The sequence below is a fragment of the Kocuria sp. CNJ-770 genome (assembly GCF_001942375.1).
GTDB classification, from domain to species: domain Bacteria; phylum Actinomycetota; class Actinomycetes; order Actinomycetales; family Micrococcaceae; genus Kocuria; species Kocuria oceani.
On record NZ_MKJW01000100.1, the window covers coordinates 78,143 to 96,513 of the forward strand.

The 18,371-nt window shown below is 75.7% G+C and carries 15 protein-coding genes and 3 pseudogenes; 11 read left to right on the forward strand and 7 right to left on the reverse strand.

The genetic code is table 11. The features are described from left to right. Nucleotides 1-20: 20 nt before the first annotated feature. Together BJF77_RS11060 and fmdA are read left to right on the forward strand one after the other, a co-directional pair. Nucleotides 21-305: an FmdB family zinc ribbon protein gene (locus BJF77_RS11060; protein WP_075872194.1), complete on the forward strand. Its 285-nt coding sequence runs from the start codon at nt 21-23 to the stop codon at nt 303-305. A gap of 42 nt (nt 306-347) precedes the next feature. Continuing rightward, nucleotides 348-1,601, forward strand: coding sequence for a formamidase (fmdA, locus tag BJF77_RS11065; protein WP_075872195.1), 1,254 nt, complete (start codon nt 348-350; stop codon nt 1,599-1,601). Between the two features lie 96 nt (nt 1,602-1,697). Here the strand turns inward: fmdA and BJF77_RS11070 are convergent, their stop codons facing one another. Further along, nucleotides 1,698-2,231, reverse strand: coding sequence for an alpha/beta fold hydrolase (locus BJF77_RS11070; protein ID WP_047801603.1), 534 nt, complete (start codon nt 2,229-2,231; stop codon nt 1,698-1,700). Nucleotides 2,232-2,304: 73 nt separating this feature from the next. After that, complete coding sequence (locus BJF77_RS11075; RefSeq protein ID WP_075872196.1) at nt 2,305-2,976, reverse strand: maleylpyruvate isomerase family mycothiol-dependent enzyme; 672 nt, start codon at nt 2,974-2,976, stop codon at nt 2,305-2,307. A gap of 74 nt (nt 2,977-3,050) precedes the next feature. On the opposite strand from BJF77_RS11075, the gene BJF77_RS11080 reads away from it, so the two are divergent. From BJF77_RS11080 to BJF77_RS22670, 5 genes and pseudogenes are all read left to right on the forward strand, one after another. Continuing rightward, nucleotides 3,051-3,488 carry a MarR family winged helix-turn-helix transcriptional regulator gene (locus tag BJF77_RS11080; RefSeq protein ID WP_075872197.1) on the forward strand — a complete coding sequence of 146 codons (438 nt, stop codon included), beginning with the start codon at nt 3,051-3,053 and terminating at the stop codon, nt 3,486-3,488. Nucleotides 3,489-3,650: 162 nt separating this feature from the next. Next, complete coding sequence (locus tag BJF77_RS11085; protein WP_075872198.1) at nt 3,651-4,643, forward strand: zinc-binding alcohol dehydrogenase; 993 nt, start codon at nt 3,651-3,653, stop codon at nt 4,641-4,643. A 28-nt stretch (nt 4,644-4,671) separates the two neighbouring features. Continuing rightward, complete coding sequence (locus tag BJF77_RS11090; RefSeq protein WP_075872199.1) at nt 4,672-5,088, forward strand: 6-carboxytetrahydropterin synthase; 417 nt, start codon at nt 4,672-4,674, stop codon at nt 5,086-5,088. Between the two features lie 214 nt (nt 5,089-5,302). Beyond that, nucleotides 5,303-6,268: a glycosyltransferase gene (locus tag BJF77_RS11095; RefSeq protein ID WP_075872200.1), complete on the forward strand. Its 966-nt coding sequence runs from the start codon at nt 5,303-5,305 to the stop codon at nt 6,266-6,268. Next, a pseudogene (locus BJF77_RS22670) lies at nt 6,265-6,714 on the forward strand (class I SAM-dependent methyltransferase); the annotation flags it as partial. The gene BJF77_RS11095 and the pseudogene BJF77_RS22670, both read left to right, overlap by 4 nt. Before the next feature lie 408 nt (nt 6,715-7,122). On the opposite strand, the gene BJF77_RS11105 reads toward BJF77_RS22670, so the two are convergent. Then, on the reverse strand, nt 7,123-7,890 hold the full coding sequence (locus BJF77_RS11105) for a CDP-alcohol phosphatidyltransferase family protein (protein ID WP_075872201.1): 768 nt from the start codon (nt 7,888-7,890) through the stop codon (nt 7,123-7,125). A gap of 91 nt (nt 7,891-7,981) precedes the next feature. On the opposite strand from BJF77_RS11105, the pseudogene BJF77_RS22675 reads away from it, so the two are divergent. Further along, nucleotides 7,982-8,329: pseudogene (locus BJF77_RS22675) on the forward strand (lysylphosphatidylglycerol synthase domain-containing protein); the annotation flags it as partial. A 44-nt stretch (nt 8,330-8,373) separates the two neighbouring features. After that, the gene (locus tag BJF77_RS21790) at nt 8,374-8,934 is read left to right on the forward strand and encodes a hypothetical protein (RefSeq protein WP_255396236.1); all 561 of its coding nucleotides are present in this window, start codon (nt 8,374-8,376) and stop codon (nt 8,932-8,934) included. Nucleotides 8,935-9,126: 192 nt separating this feature from the next. Here the strand turns inward: BJF77_RS21790 and xdhC are convergent. From xdhC to BJF77_RS11125, 3 genes and pseudogenes are all read right to left on the reverse strand, one after another. Then, nucleotides 9,127-9,843, reverse strand: a pseudogene (xdhC, locus tag BJF77_RS11115) (xanthine dehydrogenase accessory protein XdhC); the annotation flags it as partial. 1 nt (nt 9,844) lies between these two features. Beyond that, on the reverse strand, nt 9,845-12,226 hold the full coding sequence (gene xdhB / locus BJF77_RS11120; protein ID WP_075872202.1) for a xanthine dehydrogenase molybdopterin binding subunit: 2,382 nt from the start codon (nt 12,224-12,226) through the stop codon (nt 9,845-9,847). Further along, the gene (locus BJF77_RS11125; RefSeq protein WP_075872203.1) at nt 12,223-13,746 is read right to left on the reverse strand and encodes a xanthine dehydrogenase small subunit; all 1,524 of its coding nucleotides are present in this window, start codon (nt 13,744-13,746) and stop codon (nt 12,223-12,225) included. Before BJF77_RS11125 ends, xdhB begins: the two co-directional genes overlap by 4 nt. 862 nt (nt 13,747-14,608) lie before the next feature. On the opposite strand from BJF77_RS11125, the gene BJF77_RS11135 reads away from it, so the two are divergent. Together BJF77_RS11135 and BJF77_RS11140 are read left to right on the forward strand one after the other, a co-directional pair. Next, nucleotides 14,609-15,106 carry a nucleoside deaminase gene (locus BJF77_RS11135; RefSeq protein ID WP_075872205.1) on the forward strand — a complete coding sequence of 166 codons (498 nt, stop codon included), beginning with the start codon at nt 14,609-14,611 and terminating at the stop codon, nt 15,104-15,106. Between the two features lie 157 nt (nt 15,107-15,263). After that, nucleotides 15,264-16,865, forward strand: a complete 1,602-nt coding sequence (locus tag BJF77_RS11140; protein WP_083665110.1) for a nucleobase:cation symporter-2 family protein — start codon at nt 15,264-15,266, stop codon at nt 16,863-16,865. A gap of 98 nt (nt 16,866-16,963) precedes the next feature. Here the strand turns inward: BJF77_RS11140 and BJF77_RS11145 are convergent, their stop codons facing one another. Next, the gene (locus BJF77_RS11145; RefSeq protein ID WP_139318537.1) at nt 16,964-18,361 is read right to left on the reverse strand and encodes an 8-oxoguanine deaminase; all 1,398 of its coding nucleotides are present in this window, start codon (nt 18,359-18,361) and stop codon (nt 16,964-16,966) included. Nucleotides 18,362-18,371: the final 10 nt, after the last annotated feature.

An 18,371-nucleotide genomic window follows, 5' to 3' on the forward strand; every position in this document is an offset into this window, starting at 1 on the left:
GGCGCCGAGAGGTGACGCGCATGCCGCTCTACGAGTACCGCTGCCCCGCGTGCGGGGTGTTCGAGCTCCTGCTGGGGATGGGCGCGGCCGGGCGCGAGGCGTCCTGTCCCGAGTGCGGGACCGCGGCGCGCCGGCTGCTGGGCGCGCCCGGGCTCTCCCGGGCCGGGTCCCCCGAGGCACGGCTCATCGAGCGCACCGAGGCCACCGCGGGCGAACCGGACGTCGTCGCCGCCCTGCCGTCCGGGCCCCGGCGGCCCGCCCGGCACAGCACGAACCCCCTCCACCGCAGACTTCCCCGCCCCTGAGGGGGCACCGCACCGTCCGCCACGCACGCCAGGAGGCACGTCATGCCGGATCTCATCTTTCCCCTCGACTCCTCGCGGTCCTTCGAGGACCAGCAGCTCGTCGGGCACAACCGCTGGCATCCCGAGATCCCTCCGGTGGCGACCGTGCGGCCCGGGGACACCTTCCGGGTGCACTGCCGGGAGTGGTTCGACGGCGCGATCATCAACGACGACTCCGCGGAGGACGTCCTCAACGCTCCGCTGCGGACCGTGCACAAGCTCTCCGGCCCGTTCGCGGTGGAGGGGGCCCGGCCCGGCGACCTGCTCGTCGTCGACATCCTCGACGTCGGGCCGATCCCGCAGGAGGACTCCGGGCCGCTGGCCGGACAGGGCTGGGGCTACACCGGGATCTTCGCCAGGACCAACGGGGGCGGCTTCCTCACCGACCGGTTCCCGGACGCCTACAAGGCGATCTGGGACTTCCGCGGTCAGACGGCCACCTCCCGGCACGTCCCGGAGGTGTCCTTCACGGGCATCGTCCACCCCGGCCTGATGGGGACCGCGCCCTCCGCGCAGCTGCTGGCACGGTGGAACGAGCGCGAGGGCGCGCTCATCGCGACCGATCCGGACCGGGTCCCGCCCCTCGCGCTGCCCCCGGAGCCGCAGGACGCGCTGCTGGGCGGGGTCCCGGACTCCGACGTCGACCGGGTGGCAGGAGAGGCCGCCCGCACCGCCCCGCCGAGGGAGAACGGCGGCAACCAGGACATCAAGAACCTCACCAAGGGCACACGCGTGTTCTACCCCGTGTTCGTGGACGGCGCGAACTTCTCGGTGGGGGACCTGCACTTCTCCCAGGGCGACGGTGAGATCACCTTCTGCGGCGCCATCGAGATGGGCGGGTTCATCGACTTCCACGTGGACGTCATCAAGGGCGGGATGGAGACCTACGGGGTCTCGGAGAACGCGATCTTCCTGCCGGGCAACACGGACCCGCAGTACAGCGAGTGGATCTCCTTCTCCGGCACGTCGGTGACCCTCGACGGCGAGCAGCGCTACCTCGACGCGCAGCTGTCCTACCAGCGGGCCTGCCTGCACGCGGTCGACTACCTCACGAAGTTCGGGTACTCCCCGGAGCAGGCGTACCTGCTGCTCGGCGCCGCGCCGATCGAGGGCCGCTTCTCCGGGGTGGTGGACATCCCCAACTCGTGCGCGACCGTGTACATCCCCACCGCGATCTTCGACTTCGACGTCCGGCCCTCGGCGGCGGGACCCCACCAGGTGGACCGCGGCATGGGCGCGCCCCACGCGGCAGCCTGACCCGCGGGTGGTGCGGGTGCCCGTCGGCGGCCTCCCGCGCCTGCGTCCGGCGGGGACCGGGATGGTTCGTCCGGCGGGGGCCTGGACCGGCTCAGGTCAGGGCAGGAGGTCCTGCTCCGTCCAGGACGTGGGCAGGTGCCCACCGGCGGGGAGCAGCACGAGTCTCGCCGAGGGCAGGTGCTCGGCGAGCCGGCGCGCGTGGACGGGCGGGACCACGTCGTCGTCCTCGGCGTGGACCACCACGATCTCCAGGTCCGCGAGCCGGCGGCCCACGGTGGGCGGCAGCGGGAAGCCGGGGGCGCTCCAGTCGGGGTCCTCCGCGTCCCAGAAGGGGGCGGCCACGGTCACGACCCGCTGCAGCAGCGTGGGGACGCGGTGGCAGAGGAAGCGCAGGACCTCGGACCCGCCGAGGGAGTGGCCCACGATCGCCCACGGCTCGTCCGGGATGGCCCGCACGGCCCGCCCGATCGCCTCCTGCCACAGCTCGGGGTCGGGGTCCTCGGGGCGGGGCAGGTCGGGAGCGACGACGTCGGCCTCGGGCCACTGCCTGCGCACCGCCTCGAGGAGCGGATTGCCGCCGGGGGCGGGCTGGGAGCCGGCACCGTGCAGGAAGAGGATGCGCTGGACCATGGGTCACCTCGGGAACGGGGGAGGCGACGGCGGACGCCGCCTGTTCCAGCGTCCCCGCCGCCGCGGCGGGGTGTCAAGCGTCCCGGGCCGCTCCCGGGGCCGCTCCCGGGGCCGCTCCCGGGGTCGCTGCGAGGAGCGGCAGTCCCGGGCCCTCCAGCCGGTCGAGGGCGGCGGTGCGGCCGGTCAGCAGCAGCAGGAGCGCCTCCATGCTCCCCCGGACCTCCGGGCCCTCGCCCGCGCGCCAGGCGACGTCGGTGGCCACCATCGTCAGCCCGCGCAGCCTCCGGCGGGCCCGGAACGGGAACGGCATCGACCACACCCGCTCCGCGGCCGCCCGGGCCGCCTCGGGCGGCATGGCGTGCCGGCGCCCCAGGGGCAGGACGATGTCCTGGGTGTGCACCAGCACGTCCAGCAGCGGTTCCCGGACGCTCGTGCCCGGTGGGTGACGCCTCGACCCGTCCAGCCGCCGGTAGTCGGCCACGATCTCCGCGGCGGGCCGCCGGCCGCGGTCCCGGGCGTCCAGGCGCATCGCCCGGTCGAAGTCGCCGCGCCCGCGCCACAGCGCCCGCACGAGGTCGGCGGGACCGTACTGCGCCGAGGAGATGACGTGGGCGGCGACGTCCCGCACGGCCCAGCCCGGGCAGAGCGTGGGGTGGTCCCACTCCTGCGGGCTCAGCGTCTCGAGCAGGTCCGCCAGTGCGGAGCGCTCGCGGTGGACGGCGTCCCAGACGGCGTCGCGGTCCATGGTAATCTCCCCCAGAAGTCAGTTTTCCTGACTAAATTTTCCGGCGCCGACGGCCGCGCCGTCAAGGGGTGGGCATGGACGAGGACACGGGCACGAACACGGGGCTGCTGCTGTACTACCCGTACCGGGACATGGAGATCCGGGTGATGGAGGCCCTGCACGCCGGCGGGTTCGAGGACCTCACCTACGCCCAGGCCCGGATCTTCCAGCGCATCGACCCCCAGGGCTCCCGGCTGGCCCGGCTGGCCGAGCAGGCCCGCGTGACCAAGCAGACCGCCAGCGTGCTCGTCCAGGCCCTCGAGCAGGAGGGCTACGTGGAGCGCCGCCCCGATCCGGCCGACGCCCGGGCCCGCGTCGTGACGATCGCCGCCCGCGGCCGGGCGGCCCAGGCCGCGGCGGCCGCCGTGGTCGCCGAGGTGGAGGCGCAGTGGCGCCGACGGCTCGGCGCACGGCGCTATGCCGAGCTGCGCCGGGCGCTCGCCGAGCTGCACGAGGACCCCGGCGCCGACTGACCGCGCGTCACCGAGGGACCACGGGCCCGAGCGACCACGGGCCCCGAGCGACCACGGGCCCCGAGCGAGCACGGGCCCCGAGCGAGCACGGAAAAGGGCGGTCACTCGAGCGGACCCCGGTCACTCGGTGGCGCGGAGCCCGCCGCGCGCCACAATGGGAGCATGACCGACGCCGCTCAGCAGCCCAGGACCAACCGCGCCTACTGGACCGTGGAGCCCGGCCGGGGCGAGCTGCGCACCGCGCCGCTGCCCGCCCCGGGCCCGGACGAGGTCCTGGTGCGGGCGCTGCGCTCGGGGATCAGCCGCGGCACGGAGCGGCTCGTCCACCGCGGCCTCGTCCCGGCCCGCGTGCACGAGCGCATGCGGGCCCCCTTCCAGGAGGGGACGTTCCCCGGCCCGGTGAAGTACGGGTACCTGTCGGTCGGCGTCGTGGAGCAGGGCCCGCAGCCGCTCGTGGGCCGGCGCGTGTTCGTGCTGCACCCCCACCAGGACCGCTACGTGGTCCCCGCCGCGGACGTGACCCCCGTGCCCGACGGCGTGCCCTCCGACCGCGCGGTGCTCGCCGGACCGGTGGAGACCGCCGTCAACGCGCTGTGGGAGGCGGCGCCGCGCTTCGGGGACCGCGTGGCCGTGGTCGGCGCGGGGATGATCGGGGCCTGCACGGCCGCGCTGCTGGCCCGGTTCCCGCTCGCCCGGCTCCAGCTGGTGGACCCGCAGCCGTCCCGGGCCGGGCTCGCCCGCGCGATCGGCGTGGAGCACGTGCGCCCGGAGGACGCGGCGGGGGAGTGCGACGTCGTCGTGCACGCCTCCTCCACCGCCGAGGGACTGGCCAGGGGGCTCGAGCTGCTCGGCGACGAGGGCGAACTGATCGAGATGTCCTGGTACGGCGACGAGGACCCCGCGGTGCCCCTGGGCGCGGACTTCCACGCCCGCCGGCTGCAGATCCGCGCCAGCCAGGTGGGGGTCGTCGCCCCCGCCCGCCGGGCCCGCCGCACTCCCGCCGACCGGCGCGCCGCCGCCCTGGACGCCCTGCGCGACCCCCGCTTCGACGCCCTGCTCACCGGGAGCTCGCCCTTCGAGGAGCTGCCCGCGACGATGGCGCGGCTCGCCGGGGACGCCCCCGAGGCGCTGTGCCACGTGGTGCGCTACGACTGACCACCGACCGCCCGATCCGAGGAGCACCGTGTTCACCCTGACCGTCCGAGACCACATCATGATCGCCCACAGCCTCCCGGACCCCTTCTTCGGCCCGGCCCAGAACCTGCACGGGGCCACCTTCACCGTGGAGACCACCTGGGCCCGGCCCGTGCTGGACGAGCACGGCGTGGTCCTGGACATCGGCGTGGCCTCCCAGCTGCTCTCGGGCGTGCTCGACGGGCTGCGCTACCGCAACCTCGACGACCACCCGGACTTCACGGGCCGGCTGTCCACCACGGAGGTCCTCGCCCAGTACATCGCCGAGCGGCTCGCCGCCGGGGCGGCCGGGATCGCGGGGCTCGACCGGCTGACCGTCACCCTGCGGGAGAACCCCGACGCCTGGGCCTCCTACACCCTCGAGCTGCCCGTGCTGACCGAGCGCGGCGGGCCCACCTCCCGGTGAGCACGGGCTCCGCGGTGGTCGACGTGGTGGTGCCCGACGACGGCGGGCGGCCCACCGGCGGCTCGCTCTACGACCGCCGGCTCGTGGCGGCGCTGGGCGGGCTCGGCCGCCCGGCCCGGCTCGTGCCGGTGGCCGGGGACTGGCCCGCCGCCGACGCCGCGCCCGGACCCGGCTGCGCACCGCCCTGGGCGAGCCCGCTCCCGGGCGCACGGTCGTGCTCGACGGCCTCGTCGGCTGCGCGGCCCCCGGGGTCGTGGGCGACGCCGTGCGCCGCGGCGTGCCGGTGCACCTGCTCGTGCACCTGCCGCTGCCGGCCGAGACCGGCCTGGACCCGGGGGCGGCCGCCCGGCTCGCCCGGGCCGAGGCCGCCGCGCTCGCGGCCGCCACCGGGGTGCTGACCACGAGCACCTGGGCGGCCCGCGACCTGTCCCGCCGCTACGGCACCACGGACGTGGCGGTGGCCGAACCGGGGGCGCCCCGCGGGCCGGTGTCGGCCGGGTCGGCCGTGCCGCGCCTGGTCTGCGTCGCGTCCCTGACCCCCCGCAAGAACCAGCTGCTCCTGCTGCAGGCCCTCGCCCCGCTCAGCGGGCTGCCCTGGACCCTCGAGCTCGTCGGTCCCGCGGGCGGTCCCGCCTACGGGCAGCGGCTCCGGGCCGCCGTGCGCGAGCTCCCGGACGCCTCCCGGGTGCGCCTGCACGGCCCCCTGCACGGCCCTGCGCTGGAGCGGCTGTGGACCGGCGCGGACCTGCTGCTGCTGCCCTCGAGCGCCGAGACCTACGGCATGGTCGTCACCGAGGCCCTCGGCCACGGCGTGCCCGCGGTGGTGGGGGCCGGCACCGGCGCCGTCGAGGCGCTCGACGGCGGGCCGGCTCCCGCCGCGGCGCCCCGACCCGGTGCCGCCCTCCCCCCGGACGACCCGTCCGCCTGGACCGGGGCGCTCCGCGCCTGGCTGACCGACCCCGCCGTGCGCGAGCAGTGGCGGAGCGCTGCGCTGGCCCGTCGCGCGCGCCTGCGCGGCTGGGAGGACACCGCCCGCGACGTCCTCACGGCGATCGGGCGGCCCCTCGGCCGGCCGGACGCCGCCGAGCACGACCCCGACCCCGTCACCGCGCTCGACCCCGACCCTGTCACCGCCGTCGACCCCGTCACCGCCACCCACCGAACCAGGAGACCGTCATGACGAACCACTCCGCACCCCACCGGCCCGTCGCCGGCGACTGGCTGGCCCTGCGCGAGGCCGCCGACGCCGCGGCCCGCGAGGACTCCCTGCCGCTGATCGCCCGTCTCGTCCGGCACTGGGAGGAGCTGCCGCCGGGCGACGACCCCGGTGCCGCGGGCGCCGAGCCCGTCGTGGTCGTGGACCTCGGCGCCGGGACGGGCGCGAACCGGGCGTGGCTGGCCGGCCATCTCCCCGGCCCCCAGCGCTGGGTCCTGCTCGACCACGACCGCGAGCTGCTCGAGCAGGCCGTGTCCGCCGCCCGGGCGGAGGGGGCCGACGTCGTGCCCGTGCTCGCCGGGATCGAGGAGCTCGGCCGGGTGCTCTCGGAGCACCCGGCGGCCCGGCGGCTCGTGACGTGCTCCGCCCTGCTCGACCTGCTGACCCGGGAGCAGGTGCGGGAGCTGGCCCGGGTGCTGGCCGAGGAGGCCGTCCCGGCGCTGCTGGCCCTGACGGTCGACGGCGAGGTCCTGATCGACCCGCCCCACCACCTGGACCCCTCGGTGCTGGGGGCCTTCGAGGACCACCAGCACCGCGGTGAGCTCGCCGGCACGGACGCCGTGCGGCTGGCCGCGGAGGCCCTGCGGGAGCGCGGCATGGTCGTGGACGTCACCCCCACTCCCTGGTGGATCTCCGACCAGCCGTGGGCGCGGCCCCTCCTGGAGCGGTTCCTCGGCGACCGCGCGGACGCCGCCGTGGAGCACCGGCCCGATCTCACCGCGGAGGCGCACGCCTGGCTGCGGATCCGCTGGTGGACTGTGCCCGGGGACGGCTGCGGGCCACGGTCGGGCATGCTGACGTGCTCGCCCTGCCGCCGGTCAGCTGAGGCCGCGGGCGCTCCGCTCCAGCCACAGCACGTCCCGCCCGAAGGACACCAGGAGCAGGGCCAGGGCCGCCGCCGTGGCCGCGGCGGCGAGCGGCAGGGGGATCAGCGGGACCAGGGCGCCGAGCAGCACCCCGCCCTGGATCCCGGCCACCACCCGGCGATAGGGCGAGTAGGGCAGCGGGCGGCGCCAGGCGGGCCGGGCCCGCAGGCCCAGCAGGAACAGGTAGCGCAGCGCGCCGATCAGCAGCACCCACCACGCCCCGGGCAGTCCGAGCCTGGCGGCCACCGCCAGGGAGAGGACGAGCAGCAGCGCGGCGTCGACCTCCTGGTCGAACCGTGCCCCGGCACGGGTGGCGGTGCCGGTGCGGCGGGCCACGCGGCCGTCGATGCCGTCGAGCAGCCAGGCGGGCAGGGCGAGGGCGACCACGGCCCAGCACCAGGCCCCGGCCGGACCCTGCGCCTGCCCCGCGAGCACGGGCGTCAGCCCCACGGGCAGCAGTGCCGCGCACAGGGCGACCAGCACGGAGCGCGCCACCGTGACGCGGTCGGCGGGCCCGTAGGGCTCGGTGCGGCGGCCCACCGTGCTGCGCACCACCGCCCCCAGCACCGCGAGGCCCAGCAGCGCGGAGGCCGCCAGCACGGCGGCCGGCGCGTGCGAGGCCGCACCGAGCGCGACGAGGCCGGCCCCCAGTCCCGCGAAGGCCAGGAGGCCGTCCCGGCGGGCCGAGGGGACGGACGCGGTGGAGTGGTCCAGCGGCATGGGGTCGCCTTCCGGGTGGGGGTCCTCATCCTGGGCGGGACGGCCCGCCCCGTCAATCCGGGCCGCACCGGGCGGTGGCTAGACTGCGCCCATGCCCGCCGAGACCGCACCCCCGCGCCGCGGGCGAGGTCCCCTCCGCCGGATCCTGCTGGCGGTCGCGCAGGCGGTGGCCGGGCTCGTCCTGCTGGCGGTGCTCTTCCGGACCCTCGGCACGGACTCCGCCCGCAGCGCCGTGGGCGTGCTCAGCCCCCTCACCGTGGTCCTGGCGCTGCTCGCCGGGCTCGTGGCCACGGCGGCCCAGGCCCAGCGGTGGCGGCTCGTGGCCCGCGGCCGCGGAGCACGGTTCGGTCTCCGCGAGGCCCTGGGCGAGTGCTGGGCGGCCGGGCTCGTCAACCTGCTGCTGCCCGGCGGCGTGACCGGGGACGCGGTGCGGGTCCTGCGCCGACGCCGGCGCGGCGACACCTGGCCCGGGCAGGGGGCTCCGTGGTGGGCGAGCGGCTGGCCGGGACCTCCGTGCTCCTTGCGGCCGGCGTCGTCCCGGCCCTGGCGGTCGGGCCCTGGGTGGCCGCGGCCTTCGGCGCGGGCGCCCTCGCCGTGGGGGCGGTCGCCTGGCGCGCCACGAGCGGGTCCCCGGCCCGGGACCGGGCCGCCGTGTGGTCCCTGTCGGTGCTCGCCTGGGCCTGCTACCAGGGGCTGTTCCTGCTGGCGGCCCTGCGCACCGCTCCGCAGGCACCCCTGCCGGACCTGTGGGGGACCACGGTGCTCGGCCTGGCCGGCATGTCGGTGCCCGTGGGCGTGGGCGGCTGGGGTCCGCGCGAGGGGATCACGACCCTCGCCGCGATGGCCCACGGCCTGCCCGCCGGGACGGGCTTCGCGATCTCCCTCGGCTACGGGCTGCTCGCCCTGATCTCCGCCCTGCCGGGAGCCGTGGTCCTGGCCCGCTGGCTCCTGCCCCGCCGCGCGGCAGCGGGCGCGGCTCGACCTCGTGGGAGCGGCCGACGGAGCGGGCCCGGTCCCCGGCGGCAGTTCCGTCGGCCGCGCTGAGGGCCCCGCTCCCGGCCACGGGGTCGGTCCGGCCGCGGCGGCCCCGGGGAAGCACGCCTCACACCGCCTCGACCGCCTCGGCCGGGCGGCCGAGGCCCGGGGCGCTGCCGCCGGTGAGCCGGCCAGGTCCCGGAGCAGGCCGGCGGCGACACTGATGGCGATCACCGCGGGGGCCTTGCCGGGGATGTCGGGGAGCCCGATGGGGCACGTGATGCCGTCCACGGCGCTCTCCGGGTGCCCCTCCGCGCGCAGGCGCTGCCGGAAGCGGGCCCACTTGGCCCGGGAGCCGATCAGGCCCACGGTGCCCAGGTCCGCCCGGCGCAGCGCCGCGTCGCACAGCACGAAGTCCTCGGCGTGGTCGTGGCTCATGATCAGCACGTGCGCTCCGGCCGGCAGCCCGGCCAGGACGTGCTCAGGGACGGGGCTGTGGTGGAGGTGGACCTGTGCGGTCCCGTCGGTGACGTCGGCGAGCCGGGCGGCGTCCAGCTGGCCTTCCCGGCTGTCCACCAGGTGCAGGTGCAGGGGCAGCCGGGACAGCACCCGGGCGAGCTCGTGCCCCACGTGCCCCACGCCGAACACCGCCACCGCGGGCCGGGCGCCCTGGGGCTCGAGCAGGACGCTGACCACGCCCCCGCAGCACTGCCGCCCGTGCTCCACGGCGGCGTGCTCGTTGAGCGAGAAGGTCAGCGTCTCCGGGACCGTGGCCCCGCCGGCGAGAAGGACGCGCGCCCGCTCGACCACGGTGGCCTCGAGGTTGCCCCCGCCCACGGTGTCCCACGTGGCGGTCTCGGCCACGACCATCTTGGCCCCGGCCTCCCGGGGGGCGTGCCCGCGCACCTCCGTGACGGTGGCGAGCACCCCCGGCGCGCCCGCCACGCGCAGGTGCTGCAGCGCGTCCAGCCAGTCCACGTCAGTGCGCCGCCGTGGTGGCCGGCGCCGGAGTTCCCTCCGCGTCGGCGGTCAGGGCCCGGCGCCCCTCCTGGACGGCCCAGAACACCGCCTCCGGGGTGGCCGGGCTGGCGAGCCCGACGCTCCGGCCGCCGGGGCCGAAGGCGGCCGCCGCCTCCCGCAGCGCCTCGCGCACGCTGAAGGCCAGCATGAGGGGCGGTTCCCCCACGGCCTTGGACCCGTAGACGACCCCGCTCTCGGTGGCCTGCTCGAAGAGGTGGACGTTGAACTCCTCGGGCATCTCCGAGAAGCTCGGCAGCTTGTAGGTGCTCGCCGCCTGCGTGGCCAGCCGGCCCCGGTGCGGGCCGTCGGAGACGTCCCAGCGCAGGTCCTCGAGCGTGAGCCAGCCGGCCCCCTGCACGAAGCCGCCCTCGATCTGCCCCACGTCGATCAGCGGGGAGAGGCTGTCCCCGACGTCGTGCACGATGTCGGTGCGCAGCAGCCGGTAGGCGCCGGTGAACCCGTCGACCTCCACCTCGGAGACGGAGGCGCCGTAGGAGAAGTACTTGAACGGCTCGCCCTGCATCCGGGCGCCGTCCCAGTGCAGCCCCTCGGTGCGGTAGTACCCGGCCGCCCACAGCGAGATCCGCTGGAAGTAGGCGTCGTGCGCGAGCTCCGCGAAGGACATCTGCCGGTCGTGGAAGCCGATCCCGGTCACCGTGCCGTCCACGAACCGGACGTCGTCGGGGTGGATGTCGAACTTGCGGGCGGCGACCTCGGCCAGGCGGTCGCGGATCTGCTCGCAGGCGTTCTTCACGGCCCCGCCGTTGAGGTCCGCCCCGGAACTGGCGGCCGTCGCGGAGGTGTTGGGCACCTTGTCGGTGCGGGTGGGCGCGAGCCGGACGGTCTCCAGGGGCACGCCCAGGGCCGTGGCCGCGACCTGGCGCATCTTGGTGTGCAGGCCCTGCCCCATCTCGGTGCCGCCGTGGTTGATCAGCACGGATCCGTCCTTGTAGACGTGCACGAGGGCGCCGGCCTGGTTGAAGGCGGTGAGGTTGAACGAGATGCCGAACTTCACAGGGGTGACCGCGAGCGCCCGCTTGGTGTCGGGGTGGGCGGCGTTGAACGCCGCGATCTCCTCGCGGCGGCGCTCGACCTCGGCCCGGTCGAGCAGCTGCGTCCAGATGGTGCGCAGCCGCTCGGCGTGCCGGACGGGCTGACCGTAGGGGGTGGACTGGCCGGGGACGTAGAGGTTGCGGTGGCGCAGCTCCGTGGGGTCCACCCCGAGCAGCGGGGCGCAGCGGCCCAGCACCTCCTCGATCACCAGCATGCCCTGGGGGCCGCCGAAGCCGCGGAACGCGGTCTGGGAGGTCTTGTGGGTCTTCGCGATCCGCCCGTGGACCTGCACGTTCGGGATCCAGTAGGCGTTGTCGATGTGGCACAGCGTCCGCTGCAGCACGGGCTCGGAGAGGTCCAGGCTCCACCCGCCGTCGCTGGTGACGGTGGCCTCCAGGGCCTGCAGGCGACCGCTCTCGTCGAAACCGGCCTCCCAACGGGCGTGGTAGGGGTGGCGCTTGCCGGACAGGGTGATGTCCTGGGTGCGGTTGAGCCGCAGCCGGACCGGCCGTCCCGTGAGCACCGACCCGAGGGCGGCGACGGCGGCGAAGCCGTGCGGCTGCATCTCCTTGCCGCCGAACCCGCCGCCCATGCGCAGGCACTGCACGGTGACCTCGTGGCTGTGCAGGCCCAGGACGTGGGCGACGATCTCCTGGGTCTCGGTGGGGTGCTGGGTGCTGCAGTGCACCAGCACCTGCCCGCCCTCGTCGACGTAGGCGAAGGAGGCGTGGGTCTCCAGGTAGAAGTGCTCCTGGCCGCCGAACTCGAGCTCCCCGCTGAAGCGGTGGGCGGCGGTGGCCAGCGCCGTGGCGGTGTCCCCGCGGCTGACGGTGGGCTGACCGCCCTGGAAGCTCCCGGCCCCGACGGCCTCCGCCACGGTGACCAGCGACGGCAGCGGCTCGTAGTCGACCTCGACGGCCTCGGCCCCCAGCCGGGCGGCCTCCAGGGTCTCGCCCAGCACCCAGCACACCGCGTGCCCGTGGAACATGACCTCGGAGGGGAACAGCGGCTCGTCGTGCTTGGTGCCGGCGTCGTTGACCCCGGGCACGTCCGCGGCGGTGAGCACCCGGACCACGCCGGGGACCGCCAGGGCCGGGGCCGTGCGCAGGTCCCGCACCAGGGCGTGGGCGTGCGGGGCCTGCACCGGCCAGGCGTGCAGCACGTCCTGGTGGCGCACGATCAGGTCGTCGGTGTACAGGGCCGTGCCCGTGACATGCAGGGCGGCGCTCTCGTGCGCGACGGGCACGCCCACCACGGGGTTGACGGGGCGGTCGGCGAGGGACGTCATCGGGACTCCTCCAGATCGGGAGCGGGCGCGTGCTGCGCCCAGAACTTGAGCAGGGCCTGCTCGAGCATGGCCGAGCGGTAGCGGGCGCTGGCCCGGTGGTCGTCGATCGGGGTGCCCTCGCCGGCCAGCGCGGCTGCCGCGGCGAGGACCGTGTCGCGGCTCCAGGGCGCGCCGCTGAGGATGCGCTCCGGGCCGTGCGCCCGGATCGGGGTGGCGGCCACGCCGCCCAGGCCGATCCGCGCCGAGGTGACCGTGCCGGCCTCCACGTGCACGGCGATGCCGACGGCCACGCTGGAGATGTCGTCGAAGCGCCGCTTGGCGATCTTGTGGAACGCGGTGTGCCGGGCCGGCGGCAGCGGGATCCGCACCGCGCGGATGATCTCCCCGGGGCGGCGGACGCTCTGCCGGTACCCGGTGTAGTACTCGTCCAGGGGGACCTCGCGCTCGCCCCCGGCGGAGGCCAGCACCACGGACGCCCCCAGGGCCAGCAGCGCCGGGGCCGAGTCCCCGATCGGCGAGCCGGTCCCCAGGTTGCCGCCGAACGTCGCGGCGTTGCGGATCAGGCGGGAGGCGAACTGCGGGAAGAGCTGGTCCAGCAGCGGCACCCGCCCGGCCAGGCCGCGCTCCACCTCGGACAGGCTCAGGGCCGCCCCGATCTCGACCCGCTCCGGTCCCACCTCGAGCGTGCGCAGCTGCTCGAGCCGGTCCACCGCCAGGGCCAGCGGCGGGCGGGCGTGCTGGATGTTGACGCCCACGCCCGCGTCCGTGGACCCGGCGACCAGCTGGGCCCCCGGGGTGCGCTCCAGGTGCTCGAAGAGCTCCTCCAGGGAGCCGGGGCGGACGAACCGTGCGCCGTCGGCCTCCACCCGCGTGGGCGGGGCCGGCTGCGCGGGCCGGTCCTGGCGCCGCAGCAGCGGGTCGGCCTCGGCCGGGGCGCCCAGCGCGTAGGCGGCGTCGCGGATGGGCCGGTAGCCGGTGCAGCGGCAGAGGTTGCCGCTGAGGGCGTGCAGGTCGAAACCGTTGGGCCCGCACTCGTGGCCGGCCGCGTGCTCCTCGCCGGCGACCTCGGTGCCGGTCTGCGCCTCGGGGGCCGCGCCGTGGTCCGCACCCAGGGCCTCGCGCTCGGGGCGGTAGTACTCGGCGGCCATGGAGCAGACGAAGCCGGGGGTGCAGTAGCCGCACTGGGAGCCTCCCCGGAACGCCATCTCCTGCTGGACGGGGTGCAGGGCCGCCGGCGCGCCGGTGCCGCCCGCCGCGCCGAGGCCTTCGGCGGTGACGACCTCCTGGCCGTCGAAGGCGGCGGCGGGGGGCAGGCACGCGTTGACCGAGGTCCACCGGCTGCGCCCTTCGCCGTCCGGCCGGGCGACCAGCACCGCGCAGGCCCCGCACTCGCCCTCGGCGCAGCCCTCCTTGGCGCCGGTCAGTCCCTCGCCGCGCAGCCAGTCCAGCAGCCGGGTGTGCGGGCCGACCCCGGCACCGTCCCGGGTCCGACCGTTGACCGTGACTCGGATCTCACTCATGCCTTGTCCTCCATGGCTTCGCGGAAAGAATTTCGCCGACGGGCACGGGGCGACCGCCCCTCGGCGCTCGGGTGCTGCGGGTCCTGCGCCGGCGGAATGGGCGGCCGGGCGTCCGGCGTCCCGGGCGGCCCGGTGATGGCGGACCGGGCGACGGCGGGCTCGGCGACGGCGGACTCGGTGGCGGACCGGGCGCCGGCGGCCTCTGTCCGCGTGGGCGCGACGAGTGCCACCGAGATGACGGGTGCCACCACGACGACGGGCGACCCGCTCGACGACGCGGCCCGTCGGGCATTCCTCGGTGGAGGCGCGGTGCTCCTCACGGGGCGCGGGTCCGCAGGCCCGAGACCAGGCTGCCGGTGGGGGGCGTCGATGCCCGCCGGGCCGGTGCCCGTCCACGCCGGGCGCCGGTCTGCCGGCCACCTCCGGACGTGGCCGTGGTGACCGGGCGGCGGCACGGTGTCGATCATGGCGATGAACTCCTCGATGCGGGCCACTGGCCGCGACGTGGAGTCAGGTGGTTCCCCTGGGGTACCGGGAGCTCTCTGGCGGCGGGCCAGTGCGATTCGTGGTTGCTCGCCCGGTAGATAGTCCGTTGAGGACCCGCCGTGGGCTGTCTCACACCCTAATCACGCCGCCGTGCGGCCGCAACAGGTTCGCCGCCGCACGGAGTCATGGGTGATCGCGGAAGAATTCTTCCACGATGTGTTGTAGATCACGTCGAGCTGCTCTACGTTGGCCTCAGCCAATGGCGGGTCCCGGTTGCACGGGGCTATCTACCGGGCATGATCTGACAGCCGGGTGGGCCCGCCGACGGACAAGCCGTTCCCCGGGTCCATCCACGATCCGTGAGGACCTGAGCATCATGTCGACCATCCACGAAACCACTCCGCGCACCCGCACCCACCTGGAGCGGGCCGTCGATCTCGCGGCGGAGAGCGCCGCCGGCGACGGCGGGCCGTTCGGCGCCGTCGTCGTGACCGCCGACGGGCGGGAGTTCCCCGCCGTCAACCGCGTGACCGCGGAGCACGACCCCACGGCGCACGCGGAGGTCATGGCCATCCGCAGCGCCTGCCGCGAGCTGGGCACCTTCGACCTCAGCGGCGCCGTGCTCTACAGCAGCTGCGAGCCCTGCCCGCTGTGCCTGTCGGCGTCCCTGTGGGCCCGGCTGGACGCGGTGTACTTCGCCGCCGACCGCCACGACGCGGCGGCCGGCGGCTTCGACGACGCGCAGTTCCACGAGTTCTTCGCCCAGAGCGCGCAGGAGCGGGACCGGGCCCTCCCCGTCCGCCACGTCGCCCTCGCCACGCGCACGGAACCGTTCGAGGCCTGGGCCGGCAACGCCCTGCGCACCGCGTACTGAGCCGAGCACCCCGCCGCCCCGGTCGGCTCCCACCGGGACCATCAGATCTGGACACTTCACGGGGGATCCGCCCGCACCGGACGGCCCGGGAAAAACAGAGGATCGCCGGACCTTGCGCAGCAGTGCCGACGCCTGCGCGCTGAAGGAGGCTCCTGCCATGTCATCGACCGCATCTGGCCACCAGGACAACGACCACCGGATCCGCCGCGACCGCTCGGCGCGACCGGCACCTGCACCCGGCCCCGAGGACGAGAGGCTCCCGCTGGGGCGCACCACGGCCTACGGCTTCCAGCACGTCCTCACCATGTACGGGGCCATCGTCGCCGTGCCCCTCATCATCGGGCAGGCCGCCGGCGTCTCCGGCGAGGAGATCGCCCTGCTCATCAGCTCCTGCCTGCTCATGGGCGGGATCGCCACGATCCTGCAGAGCTTCGGGGCCCCCTACCTCGGCTCCCGGCTGCCGCTGGTCCAGGGGGTCTCCTTCGCCGGGGTGGCCCCCATGCTGGCGATCCTCGCCGGGGGCGGCGACCTGTCCACCATTTTCGGGGCCGTCCTCGTCTCCTCGGTGGTGGGGTTCCTGCTCGCCGGTGCCTTCTCCCGCGTCCTGCGGCTGTTCCCGCCGGTGGTCACGGGCACGGTCATCACGGTCATCGGCATCTCCCTGCTCCCGGTGGCGATCTCCTGGGCCGCCGGCAGCGGGGAGGGTGGAGCCGCCGATCCCCGCAGCCTGGCGCTGGCCGGCATCACCCTGCTCATCGTGCTGGTGCTCTCCAAGGTGGGCGTGGGGATGATCTCGCGCCTGTCCATCCTGCTCTCCTTCGTGCTGGGCACGGCGATCGCCACCGCGATGGGGATGGTGGACTTCTCCGGCGTGGGGGAGGGCGGCATCGTGACCTTCCCGACGCCGCTGGCCTTCGGCCCCCCGAGCTTCGAGGTCGCCTCGATCATCTCGATGCTGATCGTGGTGCTGGTGACGATGACCGAGACCACGGCGGACATCCTGGCCGTGGGCGAGATCACCGGGGCCAAGGTGGACTCCCGGCGCGTGGCCAACGGCCTGCGGGCGGACATGCTGTCCTCCGCGGGAGCGCCGCTGCTCAACTCGTTCACCCAGACGGCCTTCGCGGCCAACGTCGGTCTCGTGGCGGTGACGGGCATCCGCAGCCGCTTCGTGGTCACGGCGGCGGGGATCATCATGGTCGGGCTGGGCATGTTCCCCGTCGTCGGGGAGGTCGTCGCGGCCATCCCCACGCCGGTGCTGGGCGGGGCGTCGATCGTGCTCTTCGGCACGGTGGCCTCGTCCGGGGTCCGCACGCTGGCGAAGGTGGACTTCAACCACTCCATGAACCTCGTCATCGTGGCGGTCGCCTTCGCCTTCGGTCTCATCCCGGTGGCCGCGCCCCAGTTCTACGCCGGCTTCCCCTCCTGGGCCCAGACCGTCCTCGGCTCGGGGATCAGCGCCGCGGCGGTCGTGGCCATCGCGCTCAACCTCCTGTTCAACGAACTGGCCGCCGGCAACTCCGAGCACCAGTCCGCCGTGGCGGCGGCCCCGGTCCGGGTCATCCGGGCGGACACCCTGGCGCACCTGCGGGAGGGCGACCGGATCCAGAACGGCGCCGTGGTGGGCAGCGACGGGGCCGAGGTGGCGGTCGTGGCGGAGCGTCACTTCGACGACGTCCGGAGAATGATCGACGAGGGGGAGATCACCCACACGGGGCAGATCCGGATGGTCCTCGAGGCGAAGGACGCCAGGTCCTGAGCACGCCGGTCCGCCCCGGCCTGCCGAGGCCTCGACCCCGGGGTGTCCCCGCCCCGCCCGGCGAGCCGCCGGGCGGGGCGGGGCACAGCCGGGGTGCCTCAGGCGTTCACCAGGCGGTGGGCCGCCGCGGTGTGCTCGGCCGTGAGCGCCTCCACGTCCAGTCCGGTGATCGCCCCGTCCTCCACGAGCCAGCGCCCGGCCACCATGACCCGGTCCGCCCGCTCCGCGCCGCACAGCAGCAGCGCGGAGAGCGGGTCGTGCGCCCCGGAGAAGCGCAGCCCGTCGAGGCGGAACATCGCGAGGTCCGCCTGGGCGCCCGGGCGGAGCGCGCCGAGGTCCGGGCGGCCGAGCAGGCGCGCGGAGCCGGCCGTGGCCCAGCCGAGCGCACGCTGCGGGGTCACGGCCTCGGCCCCGTAGCGCAGCCGCTGCACGTACAGGGCCTGACGGGCCTCCAGCACCAGGTTGGAGGCGTCGTTGGAGGCCGACCCGTCCACGCCGAGACCCACGGGGGAGCCTGCGTACTCGAGCTCCACGGCCCGGCAGATCCCGGAGGCCAGGCGCATGTTGGACGTGGGGCAGTGGGCCACGCCCACCCCGGCCGCGCCCAGACGGGCCAGCTCGGCGTCGTCGAAGTGGATGCCGTGGGCCAGCCAGGTCCGGTCGGTGAGCCACCCCGTGGACTCGAGGTAGTCCACCGTCCGCAGCCCGAAGCGCTCCCGGCAGAAGTCCTCCTCGTCGATGGTCTCGGCCAGGTGGGTGTGCAGCCGCACGTCGAGCTCGCCGGCCAGCACGGCGGTGTCCCGCATGATCTCCCGCGTGACCGAGAAGGGGGAGCACGGGGCCAGGGCGATCTGGGTCCGCGCGCCGTCGCCGCGCTCGTGGTGGGTCTCCACGAGCCGGGCGCTGTCGGCGAGGATGACCTCCGCCTCCTGCACCGTGTGCTGCGGGGGCAGTCCGCCGTCGCGCTCACCCAGGCTCATGGACCCGCGGGAGAGCACAGCCCGCATGCCGAGGCTGCGCGCGGCCTCCACCTGCACGTCGATCGAGTCCTCCATGCCGCCGGGGAACAGGTAGTGGTGGTCGGCGGCCGTGGTGCAGCCCGAGAGCAGCAGCTCCGCCATCGCCACCGTGGTGGCCAGCTGCAGGTCGCGGGGGCGCAGGCGGGCCCAGACCGGATAGAGGTCCCGCAGCCACGGGAACAGGGGCACGCTGACCACGGGCGCCCAGGCCCGGGTGAGGGTCTGGTAGAAGTGGTGGTGCGTGTTGATCAGCCCGGGCACCACCACGTGCTCCCGGGCGTCGAGGACCGCGCACGGCGCGGCCGGGACGCCGCCCGCGGGGACCAGCTCCACCACGGTGCCGGAGGCGGTGTCCACCACCACGCCGCCGGCCGTCCGCTCGGTGGTGTCCTCGCCGGCGTCCTCGCCGGTGTACAGGGCCAGGGGATCGCGCAGCCACAGCAGGTGGGAGCCGGGGTCGGTGGTGTGGGTGTGCACGGGGTGCTCC